Below are 19,715 nucleotides of genomic sequence, written 5' to 3' on the forward strand. Positions count from 1 at the left end.
GCAATTCAACTCGAAATCACAAAATACACATTTCAAACACATTCTTTACATATTGTACACAAAGAGCATTTTTATATTTAAAGGATTACTTCAATGACCGCCCAGTCTCCTATTGATTACAGCACTCAGCCGCAGATCTTATTAACGCAAGCATTCAGCCAATACGCCAATAAAGTTGCACTGATATTTAACGGTACGCAAGTCACCTATAAAGCACTTGAAGAGCAGGTAACACGAGTCGCCGCGAATATTCAGCAACAAGCGAATCTGAGCCAATCTCAATCGCCTTATGTGGCACTATATCTCGAGCGTGGCATTGATATGGTCGTGGGGATCTTAGCGGCAATCAAATCAGGACTGGGTTATATCCCTATTTCCACTGAGGCACCCAAAGCTCGCTGCGAGTTTATTCTTGAAGATAGCCAACCGGCGCTTATCGTCACCCATGGGCATTATCAAGCGCTGCCACAATTTGGCCATACACCTCAAGTGTTGATCGAATCTCCTGCAACGCAAGCCTTTGTTACTCCTGATTATAAAATGAGTGATATTGCCTATGTGATCTACACCTCGGGCACCACTGGCACGCCAAAAGGCGTAGAAGTACCTTACCAAAATTTACTTTATTTAGCCGAGTCACAAATTGGCCGCTTTGAACTAGACCAACTTGACCGCGTTATGATGTTTGCCTCTTATATTTTCGATGCCAGTGTATTTGAGCTGCTCGTGCATATCATGTTGGGCCAAACTGTATTTGTAACGACAGAAACCGAGCGACGTGATGCCAAAGCGCTAAGCCAATTGATCTCAAAAAATGCGATTCAATTTGGCGCTATCCCTCCTGCATTGCTGGCTTTGATGGACCCCCGTGATTTGCGCTCTATGCGCAAATTAATCGTCGCAGGAGAAACCCCAAATCTAGAAATGCTTTCTCGACTTTCAGAAGTCACGCGAGTGTTTAACGGTTATGGTCCTACCGAATATACCGTGTGCACCTGCGCCAATGAATATACCAATGCCGACTCCGAATTTAATATTGGTCAACCTTTTGTGAATACCAGACTTTATGTGCTAGATGAGCAATTGCAACAAGTAGCCAATGGCGCTATCGGTGAGCTCTATATTAGTGGTGCAGGTTTAGCAAAAGGATACTTAAACCGTCCTGAACTCACAAAATCTCGATTTATCGCCAACCCATATTATCAAGCAGAAGTCGATCCTGTGCACTTCGCTAGACTTTACAAAACTGGCGACTTAGTAAGTTTTGACGGTGATAATTATCATTTTGTTGGTCGTAATGACAACCAAATTAAGCTACGTGGATTTCGTATTGAGTTAGGTGAAATAGAAAAAGTTGTTGCCCAACATGAGGCTGTAAAACTTGCAAGCTGCCAAGTAGTACAACGAGGTAATGCTAAGTTCTTGGTAGCCTTTATCGTTCCTCATAGTGAACCTACAGCAGACCTTGGACAACACATCAGCCAGTTAGCAGAAAAGCTACTGCCAGACTATATGCTGCCTGATCACTATCAATGTTTAGACGCATTACCCATGACCGAAAACGGGAAGGTAGATAGCCGCGCACTCGCTAATTACGAATTAAGTAGCCAACAAGACCAACCGCAAGATCAGCTTAGCCAAGAACAACAAGCTTTTTTAGCGCAGTTTCAAGGTTTCTGTTTGCCAGGTCTTGGCTGGCAACAAGATTTTTTCCAACAAGGTGGAGACTCTATCTCCGCAATCAACCTTAGCAACCAGTTATTTCAGCAGCTCGGCTTAAGCGTGCCAACACATCTAATCTATCGCTATCGTAGTGCTGGACAAGTATGGCAGGCAATGCAAACTCAACACTTTGAAACCATTGCGATTCCAAAGCGCGGTGCTGATTTTGAGGAAGTCGCCCCGCTATCACTGCAACAACGCGCGATTTGGTTTTTAGCCAAAGCCGATCCAAGCGATAAAGCCTATCATGCAAAGTGTACAATCACCTTCAGTGGCGATTTAAATGTACCTGCACTACAAGGTGCATTACAAGATATCGTTGATAACCATGCGATTTTCCGTACTAGCTACGACTTACATGAGCCGCTGCAGTATATTGCAAAGCACTACCAGCAAGACGTGCCTTACTTTGACTTTAGTGAGTATCAAGAAGCACAAGCATTAGCTGAGGTCGATAAACTCGTTAATGGTCATATGAATGATATTTTTGCGATTGACCAATTACCGCTGGCACGCTGGGCAATTGTAAAAATTAGCGAATGTAAACATGTACTTATTCATATTGAACATCACTTAGTACATGATGGTTGGTCTTCTAACATCTTCCTTGATCACCTATTTAGTTGTTATAAACAGCGCTTGAATGGAGCAAGCCAAGGTACTTTGTCTGAGATCACACAATACGCCGATTACGCAGCCTATCAGCATCAATGGTTGGGAACAGAGCAAGCCGAGTTGCAACGTCAATTTTGGAAGGCACAACTTCAAGACGCACCGAGCCGTATTAACTTGCCTGTTTCTCGTCTCGGCGAAACCGCAACCGAACGTGGTCGCGCACACAGGGTTAAACTGCCTCGTTCGCTATGGAACAATTTAAAAGCCTACAGCCAAACGCATCAGATCACGCCATTCGCCGTTGCCCTTGCGGCATTAAATATTGTCCTTTCGCGCTTTAGTGGCGATCAGGATATTTGTATTGGTTCTGGCGTTGCAAACCGAGGCTACACCAATGTGGATGATACCATTGGTATGCTCGTCAGCACCGTAGTGGCGCGAGTTCAGCAAACACCAGAAATGTCTGTTGAACAGCTGGTACAGCATTGTTTTGAAGTCAGTAACGATATGCTGGCCAATCAAACCCTACCATTTACTGAAGTCGTCGCGGACGTAAACCCTGAGCGCATCAAAGGCGTCAATCCGTTATTCCAGATCTGTTTTAGCTTCCATGATTCACCACTCCCAGAGCTCACGCTTCCGGGATTAGATGATATTGAGTATTTCGAGGCAATCAGCAGTCAAGCGGCTAAGTTTGAGATTAATATCGTGGTGCTTACCCGTATGGGGCAAGATCAGGATGATTCGGTCACTATGTTATGGGAGTTTGACTTAAATCGCTACGATCCTTGGTTTATCGATGCCTTAAGTGACAACTTTAGTCATATTCTCGCGCAACTTATCAGCGTTGATGGGCAATTACCACTTGAGCAGTTGAGTTTACAAAGCCATGTTGAGCGCGATGTTCAAATAGCGCAGCACCAAAGCCAAGATTTACTGTCACTATTTACGCATCACGCGCAGTCTCGCAACCAGCAAACTGCACTTATCACCAGTCAAACGGAGTTAAGCTATCAGGAGTTAAGTACTCGGTCAGACAGCCTTGCTGCACATATTCTTAAGCAGTATGGCACGCTTGAGTATATCGGCCTATACCTGCAGCCCGGCATTGACACAGTAGTTGCAATGCTCGCCATCATGAAAGCTGGCGCCGCTTATGTGCCGCTATCGCCAAGAGCGCCAGCTGCCCGCAATGCTTTTATTATTGACGATGCTCAGCTAAAGTTAGTATTAACTAACACCATAAGTCAGCAAAGCTTGAGCGAAAATGAGCAATCAAATTGGCCACTGTTAAACTTGGATAATACATTCGCGCCTTGCGATATTGCACTTTGCCAACCGTCGCCTGATTCTGCAGCCTACATAATTTACACCTCAGGTACGACGGGCCAACCTAAAGGCGTTATTCAAAGCCATAAAAATGTTGCGCGCTTGCTATCTGCCAGTCAACCGCTTTACCACTTTAATAGCGAAGATACTTGGGTGCTTTATCACGATACGATTTTTGACTTTAGTGTTTGGGAAATATGGGGAGCACTGTGTCATGGCGGTCGGTTGTTTATTCCAAGCTACGAAGAAGCAAGAGACAGTTTTGGTTTTGTAAAGCAGTGTGAGCAATTTGCTGTCACCGTGCTTAACCAAACTCCAAGTGCATTCTATAATTTTAGTGATGTTGCCATTTCCGCGGCGGCGTCGCTCGATAGCCTTAGCACTGTGATCTTTGGTGGTGAGCAGCTCAACTACGATAAACTGAGCCCTTGGTGGCAACGCTTTGGTCAGCGTATTCAATTGGTCAATATGTACGGTATTACTGAAACCACAGTACATGTCACCTATCAACCTTTACACCCTAACATGAATACCCAGATTGCTGACATTGGCGTCCCGCTCAATGATATGCAGGCTTGGGTGCTGGATAGTCAGTTACGTCCCGTACCTGTGGGTTGTCCTGGAGAGCTGTTTATCTCTGGTGCAGGTTTGGCGATTGGGTATTTGAACCAACCAGAGCTGAGCGCCACTCGCTTTTTCGAGCTAACGCTCAATGGCAAACTCACTCGCGTTTACAAAACTGGTGATAACGCCAGATTATTACCAAGCGGTCATTTAGAATACCTAGGTCGTTTGGATAACCAAGTGAAGATCAGGGGTCATCGTATCGAGCTTGGTGAAGTCGAATCCCAATTGCTCAGCTGTAGCGGTGTTAAAGAAGCAGCAGTGATCACCTATACACGCCAAAATCAAACGGCGTTAAGTGGCTATGCTGTAATGGAAAGCCATGCTTATTTTGACGCCGAGCAGTTACTTAACCATCTACGAACGCAGCTGCCAGCATATATGGTACCGGATAGCATCACCCAACTCACGGCGATGCCACTCACCGTAAACGGAAAGCTAGATAGCAAAGCACTACCGCTACCGCAGATGTCATCATCAAACCAATACGCTGCGCCGCGCACAGCGCTTGAACAGACGCTTTGCCAAATTTGGCAAACCACATTAGAACTGGAACAAGTCGGTATCCATGATAATTTCTATCGTCTAGGTGGTAACTCCATCTTAGCAGTGCAGCTCGTGCGCAATGCCCATAAATGGCACCAGATTGCGATCCCGTTATCAGCGATCATTGCCAACCCATCGGTTGCTGCTCTGGCGCAATACCTAGACACCATAGAGCTGGGTGATATCACCCAATCTCAAGACGCACCTGCCACCACCTCTTCTCAGGTGATGGAGCTATAGTCATGGAGTTAACATCTTTACTGAACGACCTTCACGCGCAGCAGTTGCGCGTGTGGGTGTCTGAGCAAAATACCTTGGCACTGGGATATGAGGGTAACGTAGCGCCAACTTTGCTAACGGCACTCAAAGCGCATAAAGCTGAACTATTGGCGCTACTAAGCGCCCACCAGATCTGCTCCGAAGCCGCCTTTTTAAGTTGGCCATTATTAAAACCAGTGCCGCTTTCCAATGCCCAGGCAAGGTTGCTGTATGTAGACAAACGTGCACCAAAGTCCTGTGCTTATCATATTCCAATGCTGGTTGAGCTGAATGATCCAGCGCAGCAACAAGACATAATCTCGGCACTAGCACAGCTGCTTGTCCATCACCCTATCCTAACGAGTGTGATTGAAACCGATGCTGAGCATTTTAACTGCCGAACAACCTTACAACCTCTTGCGGTCGAGTATCACCGAGCAACCACTTTGGCTCATGTACAAACACTGGTAAGAGAGCACATCCACACGCCGTTTGATCTCCATACTCAAGCTCCCTTTAGAGTCTGTATTATTGAGCTTGAGCAAAGGCGTTTTATGCTTTTCCTTTGGCATCATATCGTCTTTGATGCTTGGTCAATGCGAGTCATGTTGCGCGATCTGGTTAGCTTGCTACGAGGAGAAAGCATTAAGCCATTAAGCTATTTTGACTTTGCCAAGTGGCAACAAAAGCAAGAACAAAGCGCTGCACACAGTTATTGGCAAACGCAACTTGCAGGCGCTCATGCCACACAAATTGCACCACTGTTTGCTACACAAACACACGAAACCGAATCGCTCACGCATTATTTTGCACTTTCACCACAGCAAAGTCAGGCATTGCGTGCCCTAGCAAAATCATTAAATACCACAGTGTACAGCGTGTTGCTTGCCCATTACTGTTATATTTTGGCACTTCATAGCGGTGAAACAGACATCGTGATTGGTGCGCCATCGGATAATCGAGATCACCCGCAAACGCAAGAAATGATTGGCTTTTTTGTCAACACCTTAGTGCTTAGAGTGAAGCTAGATTATCGCCAAAGTTTTGCCAGCCTCGTGCAGCAAGTTCATGAGACCGTGCGCGCCGCAAAACAATACCAAAGTTATCCTTATGATCAACAAGTTGCCTGTTTGAGTGAGGGAAAACACTCACCTCAGCCAAGCCTGATGTTTAGTGTACAGAGATTTGCCAGCGAGCTTATGGACGAGTTTGCGTTACCATTTTCAGCGGTTGATGCTTTTACTAACGAGTCTTTATATAACCCGATTAAATGTGATTTCCGTCTGGCATTTGATGATAGCAATACAAATTTGCAAGGACAGATAAGTCTTGATCCCAATAAGTTTGATGATGCGTTTGCACAGCAATTTGCCCACACCTATCAGCAATTATTGGTACAGCAGGTAGAACACAGCGACGTCGCCCTTGAGCAATTATCAACGTCTCACCCAAGTACAAAGCCACCAGCGACCACCGTTAAGCAAACTTCAACCCTATCACTATATCAACAATTTTTGGCCTGCGCCTCAGCAACTCCAGATGCACCAGCATTACAAATCAACGATGAGGTCATTACTTACCAAACACTCGCTGCGTGTGTTCAGCATCTGATTGTACAACTCCAAGCACAGTTAACCCACGAGCAAAATCCAGTTGTCGCGCTGATGTTTGAGCGCAGTCCAGAGATGATAGTCGCCATATTAGCAACGCTTGGAGCGGGTGCTGGATATCTACCGCTCAACCCAGAGCAAGGCCAAGCACGTAGCGAGTTTATGTTGCAAGACAGTGGTGCTAACCTGCTACTTTGTCATCAAGCAACCTTGAATACGGCCATGTGTTTTAGCGCAATCACAGAGGTGCAAAACATTGACGAGTTAGCACAACAACCAGCTCCTGTTTTCAATTCAGATCAAGCACACTCACCGTGTCATTCATCACTTGCATATATTATTTATACTTCTGGAAGTACCGGCAAACCAAAAGGCGTTATGGTAGAGCAGCGGCAAGTTCAGGCTTTGGTTCAAAGCGCAACTGCGGCTTACAATTTTAACTCAAGTGAAAAAACACTGAGTCTGGCTCCGTACTTTTTCGACGCGTCCGTAGAGCCACTCTTTTTAACACTGCTCAATGGTGCTTGCTGGATGATCATGAATGAGGCAAGTGCAAAGTCGCCAGCCGTGATACGTGACGCGCTCGTTAGCCAAAAGATCAGTCACTTAGTCTCAGTTCCGGCATTTTTAAGTGCCATCGGTACGCCGCCCGACCACCATGCCCTACGTCGTGTTATCACGGGTGGTGAGCCTTGTGACCGCAATCTCATGGAGGCATGGACGCCTCTTCTTCATATTGAATATGGTCCAACCGAAACCACGGTAACGGCAACAGCAAACCATCAGCCGCTACACTCACGCTATTTCAATAATATTGGCGCACCGCTGGCTCATGTTGATATTCAAATCGTTGATGCCAACCTCAAGGCGCTGCCACCCTTTTGTCAAGGAGAGATCCTGATTGGTGGCGCAAGTGTCGCACGAGGCTATGTTAACCTTGCAGAGCAGACGGCGTCGCGCTTTATTAACTGGCACGGAACACGTATGTATCGCACGGGCGATCAGGCGCGGTATCTGGCAAACGGCGAGATCCAATTTTTAGGACGTGCCGATGAGCAGGTAAAAATTCGTGGCTATCGCATCGAGCTACAAGAAATAGAACACTTACTTAACCTGCACCCGCAAATCAACCAAGCTTGCGTCAAAGTACAGCAAAACAACCATCTCATTGCTTATTTTACTGGCGACCAAACCCTCTCTCACACCGAGATTGTGAAGTGGCTACAACCACAATTGCCAGATTATATGCTGCCAAGTGCCACGTGTTGGCTCGAACAATTGCCTGTGCTCGCCTCTGGTAAAGTGGACAGCCGCAGCTTACCAAGCGTCGCACTAGTATCACAGACACCATATCGAGCACCACGCACGCCATTAGAGCAGCAGCTTTGTGATCTATGGCAGACGCAACTTGAGGTTGAGCTAGTAGGCATTGATGATGACTTTTTTGCCTTGGGCGGCCACTCTTTAAGTGCAATGACATTGGTCGCTAAAATGCACTCTAGCTGTAACGTTGACATCAGTTTGAGTCAATTTTTGCAAAGCAAAACGATAGCGCAACTGGTATCACAACAAGCTAGCAACACCAACGAGCCTTTACCGGTCGCATCAACATCACAATCACTTGATGAAATCATCGTGCCCGCGCAGCAGCAAGCGATGCTCACCAGCGAGCAATTAGCAACACAATCTGGCGCTTTTCATATCCCCCTACAGCTAAAATGCCAAAATGGGCTACAACAGCAAGCGTTACAACACGCAATCTATCAGCTGGTTGAGCGTCATGCTATTTTGCGCACCCGCTATACTCAACAGAAAAAAGGTCGCTGGGCATATAAAGATGAGCAAGGCATGCCAACATGCGAAACTCTAATAAACACGCCGCATAGTGAATTTATCGCTCAGACATTTGACCTTGAAAATGATGCGCCGCTGCGGCTCGGACTGTATCACCAAGATGATGAATTTGGCGTGTTACTGGTATTTCATCACATAGCCTTCGACGGCTGGTCTACACAAGTATTGTTGGATGAGCTGAACACGCTGCTATCGGGACACACGCTTGCCCCAACCTCACTGCAATTTCGCGACTATGCATATTGGCAATCAACACAACAATACGACGAAGCCGCAGCATTTTGGCAGCAACACTTGATTGATATTGATGTCACCCCATGGCCAACCGATGAGCCAAGACAGGCTTTGTTTGATCATCAAGGTGAAGCATTCCCCTTTACCCTCTCAGCAACACTAACAGCTGAGTTAAGGGAGCTGGCAAAATCACATCAGGTATCTATGTACAACTTACTACTGTGTGCTTTTCAGCTCGCATTGTGTACATGGGATAGTCGTGAAAGTATTGTCGTTGGCTCCCCCACCGATAACCGCGATTCGGCATTTAAAGATACACTAGGTTACTTTGTTAATACCTTACCGATGCCGCTGCATGTCGACTTAAATAAGAGTTTTTCTGACTATCTAAGACAAAGCCAAACGCTGTTACTTGCGGCAAAATCTCACCAACAATTGCCATTAGAGTCAATTGCCGCGCAACTTGGGTTGATCCGAGAAGTGGGTGTATCGCCACTGTTCCAAGTGTTTTTTACCTTTGATCAGTTCTCACTACCAACAGCGCAATATCAACATTTTGAAGTCGCCAGCGACACCGCCCAGCAAAACCAATATCACCCGGCCAAGTTTGACTGGAATTTGGTGATTAAAGATATGCCAGACCAACTGATTGGTCAGCTTATTGTTGCTCGCAGTCGTTATCAGTCTTCCCGCTGCCAACAATTTGTGCACTTTTTCTGCCGTTATCTTGAAAATCTCTGTCAGTACAACGAGAAGCCTTTACTGCAATGTCCTTTAGTTAGTACTGAGTATCTACAGCAAGTCATCTCAGAAACTCGATTATCACAACCAAATGACGCTTTTTTAGTGCAATTTGCGAAGACAGTAGCAGCGTATCCAGAACGCACAGCATTAAGCTTCGCCGAGCAAACCGTGAGTTACCGCGAGCTAGACTTGTTTTCTGATCATTTAGCAGCGCAATTGATTGCAACCAATGACGAAGGCTCGCCAGTCGCACTTTATTTTGATAAAGGTATAGAAGCCCCCATTGCAATGCTAGCGGCGCTAAAAGCGGGCATGCCCTTTGTCTCACTCTCAGCCAACCATCCCGTTGCTCGTCGCCAAGAGATTATGGCAAAAGCGCAGGCAAAACTGCTCCTTAGTCGCACACCACTCAGCTGGAATGCATTACCAACACTGACCCTTGATGTACAGACACTACAGCAAAGTGCTCAACTACGTCCATTCTCAGCCAACAATCATGCAACAGACAAACTGGCTTACCTCATTTTTACTTCGGGGACGACGGGAGAGCCAAAAGGGGCGATGCTGTCTTACCAGGGTCTTGCTAACCTCTGCACCGAGAAGCGCAACACCCATAAATTAGAGGGAAATACTCAGGTAGTCACTAGTCAATATGCTGAATATGTTTTTGATGCCTGTATTTGCGAGATATTCCCAGCCCTAGCTGCCGGCGCCAAACTGGAAATCATTCCAGAGCCAATACGCAAAGATCCACAACAGCTGTGTCGCTATCTCAAAGCTAAGCAGGTCAACGTCGCGTTTATTCCTACGGTATTTATCAATCAGTTTCCAAAGTGGATAGCGGATATTAACTTAACCGTATTGTATTCCGGTGGTTCTCGTTTAGACCCAGTCAGCCACAAGTTGGCAGAGCATCATTTCAATGAATATGGGTTAAGTGAAACAAGTGTTACCGCAACACTTAGTGAAGTGTACCCCAATACACCTATCACTATTGGTAAACCTATTCGTAACACTCGCTGCTATGTGTTGGACTCTTTTATGCGGATTTTACCGGACGGTGCGTTGGGTGAGCTATACATCGCCGGTGATTGCGTCGGTTTGGGCTATTGGCAATCACCAAAGCAAACGGCAAAACACTATATTGACTATCGCCTTCGCGGTGACAACAACCACTTTTCTGACGAAAAGCTCTACCGCAGCGGAGACTTAGTGCGTAAAAATCAGCAAGGTGAATTCGAGTTTGTTGCCAGAGCTGACAAACAGTGGGATTTACATGGTCACCGCGTCGAGCCAGGCGAAATCGAGTATAAACTCAAAGCGCATCCAGATGTTGAGCATGCCGTTGCACACTTACATTTAAGTGAAACAGGCAAAGTGCTGTTGGGTTATGTCGTACTTAACGCCAACACTAAGTGTGATGTAAACGACCTTCGCCAATGGTTGAATCAACAACTCCCAGGCTATATGCAGCTTGCTGCGATATCACAGATTGACGCACTTCCAATGACAGTAAATGGCAAACTTGATACCACACAGCTCATCATTCCAATGCTGCAAGATAGTATTACCTATATCGCGCCAGAGACGGAACTACAACAACAACTTGCCAATGCTTGGCAGCAAGTACTTAAAATCTCAGAGATTGGCCTACAACACGACTTTTTTGCTTTGGGTGGCTCATCCATACAGGCAGCACAAGTTACCGCCCTGTGTAGTCAAGCGCTCGGCAACGAAATTGCCGTTGCAACCTTACTGACTTACCCACAACTTGACGCATTTGCCACGCAAGTAGAACAACAGCTAAACGCGCTCGCCAGTAGCGAAGACTGCGAATTTGAAATGGAGTTATAACGCATGATCGAATCATTTATTTATGAACTAAAACAAAGTGGGATAAGCGTTTGGCAGCAAGAGGATAAATTAAAAATTGCTAGCAACGTGAATTTACAAGGCCAAGCAATTGTTGAGCAGTTAAAACAGAATAAGCCACAGTTGTTACGCTACCTCACAAGGCAAGGCATAGATAGCAAAGCTCGTTTTGATGAACTATCTATCTTGCCGTTGGAAACGCGATGCGCTCCGCTTACGCTTGGGCAGCAACAACTACTGTTTACGCAAGAAGTGAGCAACGCGGCAAGTACTTATCATATTCCATGCCTACTCAAAATCGCCAAGCACTGCGATATTGAAAAACTCACAGCAGCAATAGAACAACTGGTGATCCGCCACAGTGCGCTAGATATGGTTGTGGCCTATGATCACCAAGGAAAGACGATACAGCAGCCTGCCAATGAGGCGTTTGTCGTGACGCATCATGAGCTTGGTAATCTAAACTTGCATGAGCAGTGCGAGCATTTCTTTAACGAGCCGTTTAGCTTACAGCATTCTCGACCATTTCGTGCCTATGTCATCACCTCAAAGGAACAGCAACATGTGTTTTTTGTCTGGCATCATATCGCCTTTGACGGATGGTCTTTGGGGCTGTTTTTACAAGAATTAACGTCACTCTATGAGGGAGAGAATCGACCTCTGAGTCTACAATTTAGTGATTATGCTTATTACATGGCAACACCCGGCCAACGTGAACGACAAGCAACAAGTCAACGTTATTGGCAAACTCAATTGGCTGATTACGAACCATTAAAACTTGCGCAAACTCAATCACGCCCAGCCACCTTTGATCATCGCGGCGCGATACAGAGCATTGTACTAGATGAAAGTACGACGCTAAAGTTACAACAAACAGCGAAAACGCACCGCATTAGTATTAATACACTTGGGCTTGCGGCTTGGTATCACACCCTTGCGCTACTCAGTCATCAACGTCAATTTGTTGTTGGTATTCCGAGTGAGAACCGTCCAACAGCACTGCAGCAAAACATACTTGGATATTTTGTTAACTCATTGCCGGTTAAAGCGGATATCGATATGACGATGTTACTTGAGCGCTGGTTCACTCAAGTTAATCAAGTCGTTAATCAAGCCAAGCAACATCAAGCCTTACCGTTTGAGGCCATTAAGAATAGCTTAGACGTGCCGCTCGACACTAGCATGCACCCGATATTTCAAACGTTGTTTAGCAGTAGTCAGTTTGCCCCTGAGCAACATCATACCTTATGGCAAAGCGTTGACCTTGATCTTAGCCAGCAGTGCCAAGCGAAGTTTGATTTAACATTACACTTGAGTGCAGGGAAGACCACAGAGTTAGGGTTAACTTATGCCACGGCACTTTTTTCCAGCTCATACGCGCAGCAGATCCTCGAGTTATATCAAACGGTTTTACAGGCATATCTAACAGCTGAAAACGCCCAACAGCCTCTCTATAGCCTACCTTTATTGAGTAACACGGCGCAGCAAAAACAATATCAATTAAGTGGAATGCAACACGCCTATCCGAGCGTGGCAAGTATCACCGACCAGTTTGCTGAAATAGTAGCGCGCCATCCAGATAAAGCCGCGATCAGTAATCGCCATCAAACCATGAGCTACCAAGTGCTTGATAACCAAGCCAAGCAACTTGCTAATGCAATCTTGACAGTCTGCCCTGAACCCAAAGTCGTTGCACTCTACATGCGAAACGACATTGAATTTGTGATTGCCATGTTGGCGGTACTAAAAACCGGCGCGGCATACACAACGCTATCGCTCAAAGACCCAGTAGCGCGTCATCAATATCAACTGAGTGATAGTAATGCCGACGTAATAGTCACCTTGCGAGAACATAGCCAAACATTGGCAACACTCAACCACAACAATATCGCTGAAGTTTTCTGTGATACAAGTCTGACAGATACTGATATCACGGTGGATTTTGAGCCTATGTGCATCGCACCTAGCGAAGTCGCGACGATTATTTATACCTCAGGTACGACAGGAAACCCTAAAGGCACATTACTCTCTCACGCCGCAATTAGCTCTTTGGCACTCGATAATCATAGTTACCAGCATCAGCCCCAAGATAGCTTTATTCAACTCGCAAACCCAGCTTTTGATGCCACTCTATTTGAGATATGGAGTGCATTACTCAACGGTGCCGAGGTGCACTTGGGCTATCAGGACAGCCTTAATTCTGCAGCGCAGCTCAGTGCAACATTGCAGACGCTGAATATCACTTCGATGTTTCTAACCCGCTCACTGTTCGACACTTTGTTGCTGCAAGACGAGCATATTTTCGCTTCTCTGACTCATTTACTCGTGGGTGGTGAAGCATTAACAGAGTCGATGGTAAATAAATTGCTGGCGTCCACATCTTGTCCAAAACACTTTATCAATGTTTATGGTCCGACTGAGTGCACCACATTTACCACAGTGCAAACAATGTCTAAACAGCAGTCTGAGATAGCAATCGGCAAGCCAATCCCCGGGCGAGCGGTAGCGGTGGTCGGTCGTAATAACGAATTACTGCCACTTGGTTGCCCTGGCGAGTTAGTGGTTTGTGGGCATGGCGTGGCTGCACGTTACCTCAACAACCCAACACTCAACAGCGAAAAGTTTGTATCCCTAAATCTGTTTGGCTCTATGCAAAAGTACTATCGCACGGGCGACTTAGTGTATTGGAATGCACAACAGCAACTGTGTTATATCAACCGTGGCGATCAACAAGTCAAAGTGCGAGGCTTTAGAATTGAGTTGGCAGAGATTGAGCATCACCTTAATCAGCTGGCGGATGTAGATAGCTGTGCGGTTATTGCTAAAAAGCAGCAGACTCAAACCTTGCTACATGCTTATTTGGTCATCAAACCCGCGGCCAATCAAGCTGCGGTACTCAGCCACTGTAAAACTCAGCTTACCAAGTTACTTCCAAGTTATATGATGCCACATAGCTTCACTGTACTTTCGGCGTTACCGTTAACGCTCAACGGCAAACTCGACAAAACTAAGCTGCCAGAACCGGAGCTAAAGCAGCATCAACTCGTTGTGCCACAAACCAACACAGAGAAGGAAGTGCAAGCCATTTGGCTGGATGTTTTAGGCCAGAGTCCACTTTGTTGTGCGACGGCAGTGACTGAGCAAGGTGCCGACTCCATTAGTTTATTAAGCTTTTGTGGTGCTGCAAGCAAGCGTAATTGGCAGCTAACTCCACAACTTATCCTTGAACACCTATCAGTGCAGCAACTGGCAAGATTTATTGATAATCAGACCCGACTTGATTTTGCCACCATGAGTGAAGATCAAGCAATTGACGCTGCGCTTGCCCATGAGCATTTCGCTCCTTCACGTTTTTTCAATGCACCACAGAGTGAGTTTCTGCTTCACCTCATGCCCGCAGCAGCAACCGCTGATAGCTTTGCACCTCTGTGTGAAAAACTTGCGCCCGACCTGCGCATTCACGCATTAGAAAATATCAAACTGTTCACAGGCAAACATATCAGCTTGCATACTATGGTACGTTATTATGCTCAGCGTATTACAGAGGTATCGCCAACTGGCCCACTTTACTTGGGCGGCTTTTGTGAAGGTGCGGCATTGTCACTGGAAGTGGCGCGTTACTTGGCCGAAATGGGTAGAGAAATTGTCCATTGCTTTTTGATTGACCCCGTCTTACCAAGACTTACTTCAGCAGCGCGTCAGGCCGCCGAAGAAGAGTATATCCGTTCGCAAGACGATGACGCTAAACCTATCGCCCGAGCATTTTTAGACTTTACTCAATACTTTCAAACCGCGACGGCGTTTACCTTCCCTGTGAGCTTCTTTATCGCCGATCATGTCAGTGATGAGGCCATTCCACTTCCAGCACTGAGGTTGATCCATCAAGTGGAAGACATACCTGCGCTGTATAAGCGTACGTTTGCAAGTGACAGAAATGGTTTTGAAAATTTACTTGCCAATGCAGACTATATTACGCTTGAAAGTGCACACGATGAAATCATGACCGACGCTAAAGACTTATCCATCATCGCGTCACATATTAATGCGTTAATGCAGCAAACGAATAGCGCCGCAACCACTGTGGAGCAACGCGCATGACTCGTTCACAATTTGCTACACGATACGGCATCCACCTTGGATTAACTATGTTTGCCAGTATGCTGGTGCTCCCTATTTTTACGCCCTACATGCTGAACTTAGGCCTAGCATTGCAAGATGTGGCCTTGGCTATGGTGGTCATGGCTATCACTATCGTGGTGTTTGAAGTACCAAGTGGTATTGCGGCAGATTCCATTGGTCGCCGCAAAGTATTTTTAGCTTCTTTGGTGTTTGCCGCTGTATGCAACTTACTTTTATTGTTGAGTGAAGACTTTTGGCACGTCAGCTTAGCCATGGCATGTTGGGGATTAAGTCAGGCATCGTTAACTGGCACGCTCAACGCATGGTTTGTTGAAACTTATCAAAAGCTTGAAGGAGACGAACCACTGAATAAAGGGTTCGGTAAAGTGTATGGTATTGGCTATCTTATCGGCGCCAGCGCCGCTTTATTTGCCGCCCTCTTTTTGGCGTTTGCGACTAGCCCGACACAACAGCTCAACCACTTGTATCAAGCCTTAATCTTGGTTTCGATAGTGGTATTGTGTGTGGTATTTGCATGTACTTTTGTCGTGGTGAAAGAGTCAACGAGACCTCAGCAAGAGGTGGTTGAGAAAGGCCTGATTAGCCAAGCTAAGACCATGCTGGCGACTTGTAAGCAAAGTGGTATGCAAAGGCTGCTGTTAGTGATTGTTTTTGCAATTCCTGTTGCCAGCAGCATAGAGAAGTTTTGGCCTGCCCTAGCAGAGCGCTATAGTAGTGCACCAGTTGACTCTATTGCGTGGATATTCCCAGCAATGATGGCAGCTGGATTTGTATTAAATGGCGTCGCTGCTGCGATCAGCGCTCCGATCTGTTCTCTATTTGGTCAACGCTTAGGATATGTCATGGCGTTCGCTCATTTCGCCAAATTAGCCTTTGTACTGTTACTTGCTTGGGTTACGTCACTACCATTACTGATTGTAGCCCTGCTGTGCTTTTATCTTTGTATGGGACTAGCGCAACCGGCACAACTGCAACTACAACATCAACTGAGTAGCGATAACGTGCGAGCCAGTGTGGAGTCAATAATGTCACTGACCACTCGCTTTGGTGGCTTGCTCGGCTCTGCATTAACTGCTTTACTGTTGGGCTACGTCAGCCTCACTATCAGCTGGATAATATTAGGCGCAATTTCTCTCGTTGCTATCATGCTGTGCTGCTCAAGCACAATCAATCAACCGGAAGCTGAGCTCGTTGCTGCGCAGTCGTAACAGACTGCGCAGCGATGTACATAAAAGCGAGAATCTAATCTATCGCAACTTTGCCATGCCAAGGAGTATGGCTTTTCAGCTGTAGCGTAAGTTCATCGCCATGCGCTAGGCTCCCCACCCCTTTTGGTGTTCCTGTTAAGACAATATCTCCTGGCTGAAGCGTAAAGTAGCGAGCAATGTCCTTTAGCAACTCAGTGATTGGAAAAATCATTAAGCTAGAATCGCCATGCTGTTTAAGCTCTCCATTTTGCCAAAAACGATATTCAATACACTCAGCAAAGGTGTTTTCATCACATGGTACAAAAGGCGTCATTGGGCAACTATTATCATAGGCCTTTGCCCGCTCCCATGGGTGCCCTTGTGCTTTTAGCTCACTTTGCAAGTCTCGTAATGTCAAATCGAGTGCCAGCCCAATTCCAGCGATATGCTTGAGAGGCGCAGGGGTTTTTGCATCAATTTTGGTGCCTACTAATAGTGCAAGCTCGGCCTCATAATGATGTTCGCCAAGTGCGGCGTCCAACATCATTTTATTATTAAATGGTGCTAAGCTCGTTGCTGGTTTGATAAACAACAGCAGACTGCTTGGAATGGGATTATCTAGCTCTTTGGCATGCGCTACGTAGTTTCTACCAACACAAACGATTTTTCCCGCTGGTAGACTTATTTTATTGTTTTCATTATCAATATGTTGATACATTTCACCCTCTCTGTACTGCCATAAGCTCCGGTTATGGAGCGTACCATAACCGAAGCGTTGTGCTAGCAAGTTATCATATAAACGGTATTATTCCGGTTTACAGACCCAGCGCACCATATCCTTAATTGAGGGTTCCTTGCCATACATCACCATACCCGCTTTAAACAATCGTCCCGCAGCAACACGGATAAGGTAGCAACCAAGTAATGCGCTGACCAACGCACATAACACTTGCCAAATGGGTACTTCAATTAACGCCATTTTTACTGGCATCACCACAAATGCGGTAAGCGGGAAAAGACTCAAAATATCCACGGCAAGGCTGCTTGGACTATCAACAATCATAAACGCGATAACAATTGGCAATATAGGGATCATCATAAACCCTGTCTTGCCACTATGGTTAGGATCGTCAATAGCTGCGGCTATTGCTGCCATAAAGGCTGTTGCCATATAAAGACCTACTATCGCAAACAGGGTAAACCAAGGCAACATTGCAAAGTCTATCATCGTAAAGTCCAAGGCTTCGTTTTTTACAACGACTTGTATAAAAGCCATCGCCAACAAAAATGAAAATAACGTACTTAACATAGCCTTTAGACAATGGAGCATTTGACCAAATATTTTGCCGTCAATCCAAGTTTGCGCACTCATACAAGAATATAATTGCTCGGTAACACGCTGCTGCTTTTCTCCGGTGATAGACACGAAGATCTGTCCAAATGACGTAAAAATACCGATGAGCATCAATAGCATCACGCCAAATGCGGTCATCGAAGACTGGTTGTGCGTCTCCTTAACCGCATCCTTTGTGTATTGATTGGAAACGCTCACAGGTTGCTGTAACAAGGCAAGCTGAGCCGCAGATAAATTAAAGCTCTGTGCGAGTTCGTTGCTGTAAAACTGCGTAAGCGCTACCTCAACTTCATTCTGCCAAGACATTTTACCTGTGGTAATCAGTTCAAACTGTAACGCCTCACCCGCTTGGGCTTGAAGTATCAAAATACCGTCAATTTCCTCTTGTTCTAACTGAATCAGAAGTTCAGCTTTTGAAGCATCAACTCGCTTTAGAAGCAAAGGCTCAGGTAACTGAGTTAAGTTCATGGCGGATGGTGTTGCGATAACATATTGCTCAGGTTCAAAAAACGAAGTGCTTTGCCAAAAATAGATAAGCAAACCTATCGCCAGCATAATTGCTTTACCGATCAGCTCCTGCTTGAGTTTAAAAAAGTACATAAACTCCCATTTGGTCACTTGCAGTATCTGTTGCAGCTTATGAGACATGGGCATGCTCCTGAGATTGCACTTTGCCTTGATGAGACTCGATTGCTTTAAGATAGAGTTGATGCAAGTCCATCGTTTTGGTTTCTATTCCTTGCAAAGTCGTTGATTTAGACAAATCGGCGAGCAGTAAATTAAGCTCTGAGGAGTCACTCAACTCAAACTTAATTTTACTCTGACTTAATTGAGTACATGCGACCTTGTAGTTACCTAAATTGAGCGCTGCGTAGTTCGTTGCCTCACTGAAACTCACTGTGATATCGATGCCAACACCAACGTCCTGTTTTATTTCGACTAATGTGCCATAAAGCACAGCTTGTCCGTGATTCATTAACAGCATTCTATCGGCCAGCTTTTCTACCATCGCCATTTGATGTGCGCTTAAAATAACGGTCATGCCTTGTGCTTTTAACGCTTCTAAAAACACCACCACCTTTTCTTGGTTGATGGGGTCAAGACCAGAGAAAGGCTCATCAAGCAGTACAACCTTGGGTTTGTGCAATACTGCCGATATTAACTGTACTTTTTGCTGATTGCCTTTTGACAACGATTTCAACCGCTCATGCGCTCTATCGCTTAAATCAAACTGTGTTAGCCAAGACTCAATCTGTGCTAGCGCTGCGTTTTTCTCAACACCGCGTAGCTTGGCAAAATAGAGCAAATTCTGCTGCACGGTTTTTTCAGCGTACAGCCCTCTATCTTCAGGTAGATAACCTAAACTTTGATGAGGGATTGATTGATATGCTTGCCCATCAATATTCACAGCGATTGTTCCGCTATCTGGATAGGTAAATCCAACCAACATTCTCACAAGGGATGATTTACCCGCACCATTGGGGCCCAGTAATGCAAAGACCTCACCTTGTTTAACGCTAAAACTTAAATTGTCTACTGCTTTTACCGAAACATATTGCTTCGACACCCCTGTTACTTGCAATAAATCTGGCATAACTTTCCTTTAAAAACAAATGAGGGCTTTCG

The 19,715-nt window shown here is 45.8% G+C and carries 7 protein-coding genes; 4 read left to right on the top strand and 3 right to left on the bottom strand.

Annotation, left to right across the window (positions count from 1 at the left end; all coding sequences use genetic code 11):
• The first annotated feature begins 93 nt into the window (after positions 1-93).
• Genes EXT48_RS16805 through EXT48_RS16820 form a run of 4 tightly spaced genes read left to right on the top strand, consistent with a single transcriptional unit; the run spans position 94 to position 16,756 of the window.
• Positions 94-5,076 (top strand): non-ribosomal peptide synthetase, encoded by a 4,983-nt coding sequence (locus EXT48_RS16805; protein WP_130165087.1) that lies wholly within the window; start codon positions 94-96, stop codon positions 5,074-5,076.
• 2 nt (positions 5,077-5,078) lie between these two features.
• On the top strand, positions 5,079-11,390 hold the full coding sequence (locus EXT48_RS16810; protein ID WP_130165088.1) for a non-ribosomal peptide synthetase: 6,312 nt from the start codon (positions 5,079-5,081) through the stop codon (positions 11,388-11,390).
• A 3-nt stretch (positions 11,391-11,393) separates the two neighbouring features.
• A complete protein-coding gene (locus EXT48_RS16815) occupies positions 11,394-15,506 on the top strand; it encodes a non-ribosomal peptide synthetase (protein WP_130165089.1) in 4,113 nt (1,370 codons plus the stop codon).
• On the top strand, positions 15,503-16,756 hold the full coding sequence (locus EXT48_RS16820; RefSeq protein WP_130165090.1) for an MFS transporter: 1,254 nt from the start codon (positions 15,503-15,505) through the stop codon (positions 16,754-16,756). The genes EXT48_RS16815 and EXT48_RS16820 overlap by 4 nt, the downstream gene beginning before the upstream one ends.
• 34 nt (positions 16,757-16,790) lie before the next feature.
• On the opposite strand, the gene EXT48_RS16825 is transcribed toward EXT48_RS16820, so the two are convergent.
• The 3 genes from EXT48_RS16825 to EXT48_RS16835 all read right to left on the bottom strand — a co-directional run bounded on the left by EXT48_RS16825 (position 16,791) and on the right by EXT48_RS16835 (position 19,683).
• The gene (locus EXT48_RS16825; protein ID WP_130165091.1) at positions 16,791-17,453 is read right to left on the bottom strand and encodes a fumarylacetoacetate hydrolase family protein; all 663 of its coding nucleotides are present in this window, start codon (positions 17,451-17,453) and stop codon (positions 16,791-16,793) included.
• Between the two features lie 87 nt (positions 17,454-17,540).
• On the bottom strand, positions 17,541-18,737 hold the full coding sequence (locus EXT48_RS16830) for an ABC transporter permease (RefSeq protein ID WP_130165092.1): 1,197 nt from the start codon (positions 18,735-18,737) through the stop codon (positions 17,541-17,543).
• Positions 18,727-19,683, bottom strand: coding sequence for an ABC transporter ATP-binding protein (locus EXT48_RS16835; RefSeq protein WP_130165093.1), 957 nt, complete (start codon positions 19,681-19,683; stop codon positions 18,727-18,729). The genes EXT48_RS16830 and EXT48_RS16835 overlap by 11 nt, the downstream gene beginning before the upstream one ends.
• Between the last annotated feature and the right edge of the window lie 32 nt (positions 19,684-19,715).

Source organism: Pseudoalteromonas sp. CO348 (genome assembly GCF_004208845.1).
In the GTDB taxonomy this organism is placed as follows: domain Bacteria; phylum Pseudomonadota; class Gammaproteobacteria; order Enterobacterales; family Alteromonadaceae; genus Pseudoalteromonas; species Pseudoalteromonas maricaloris.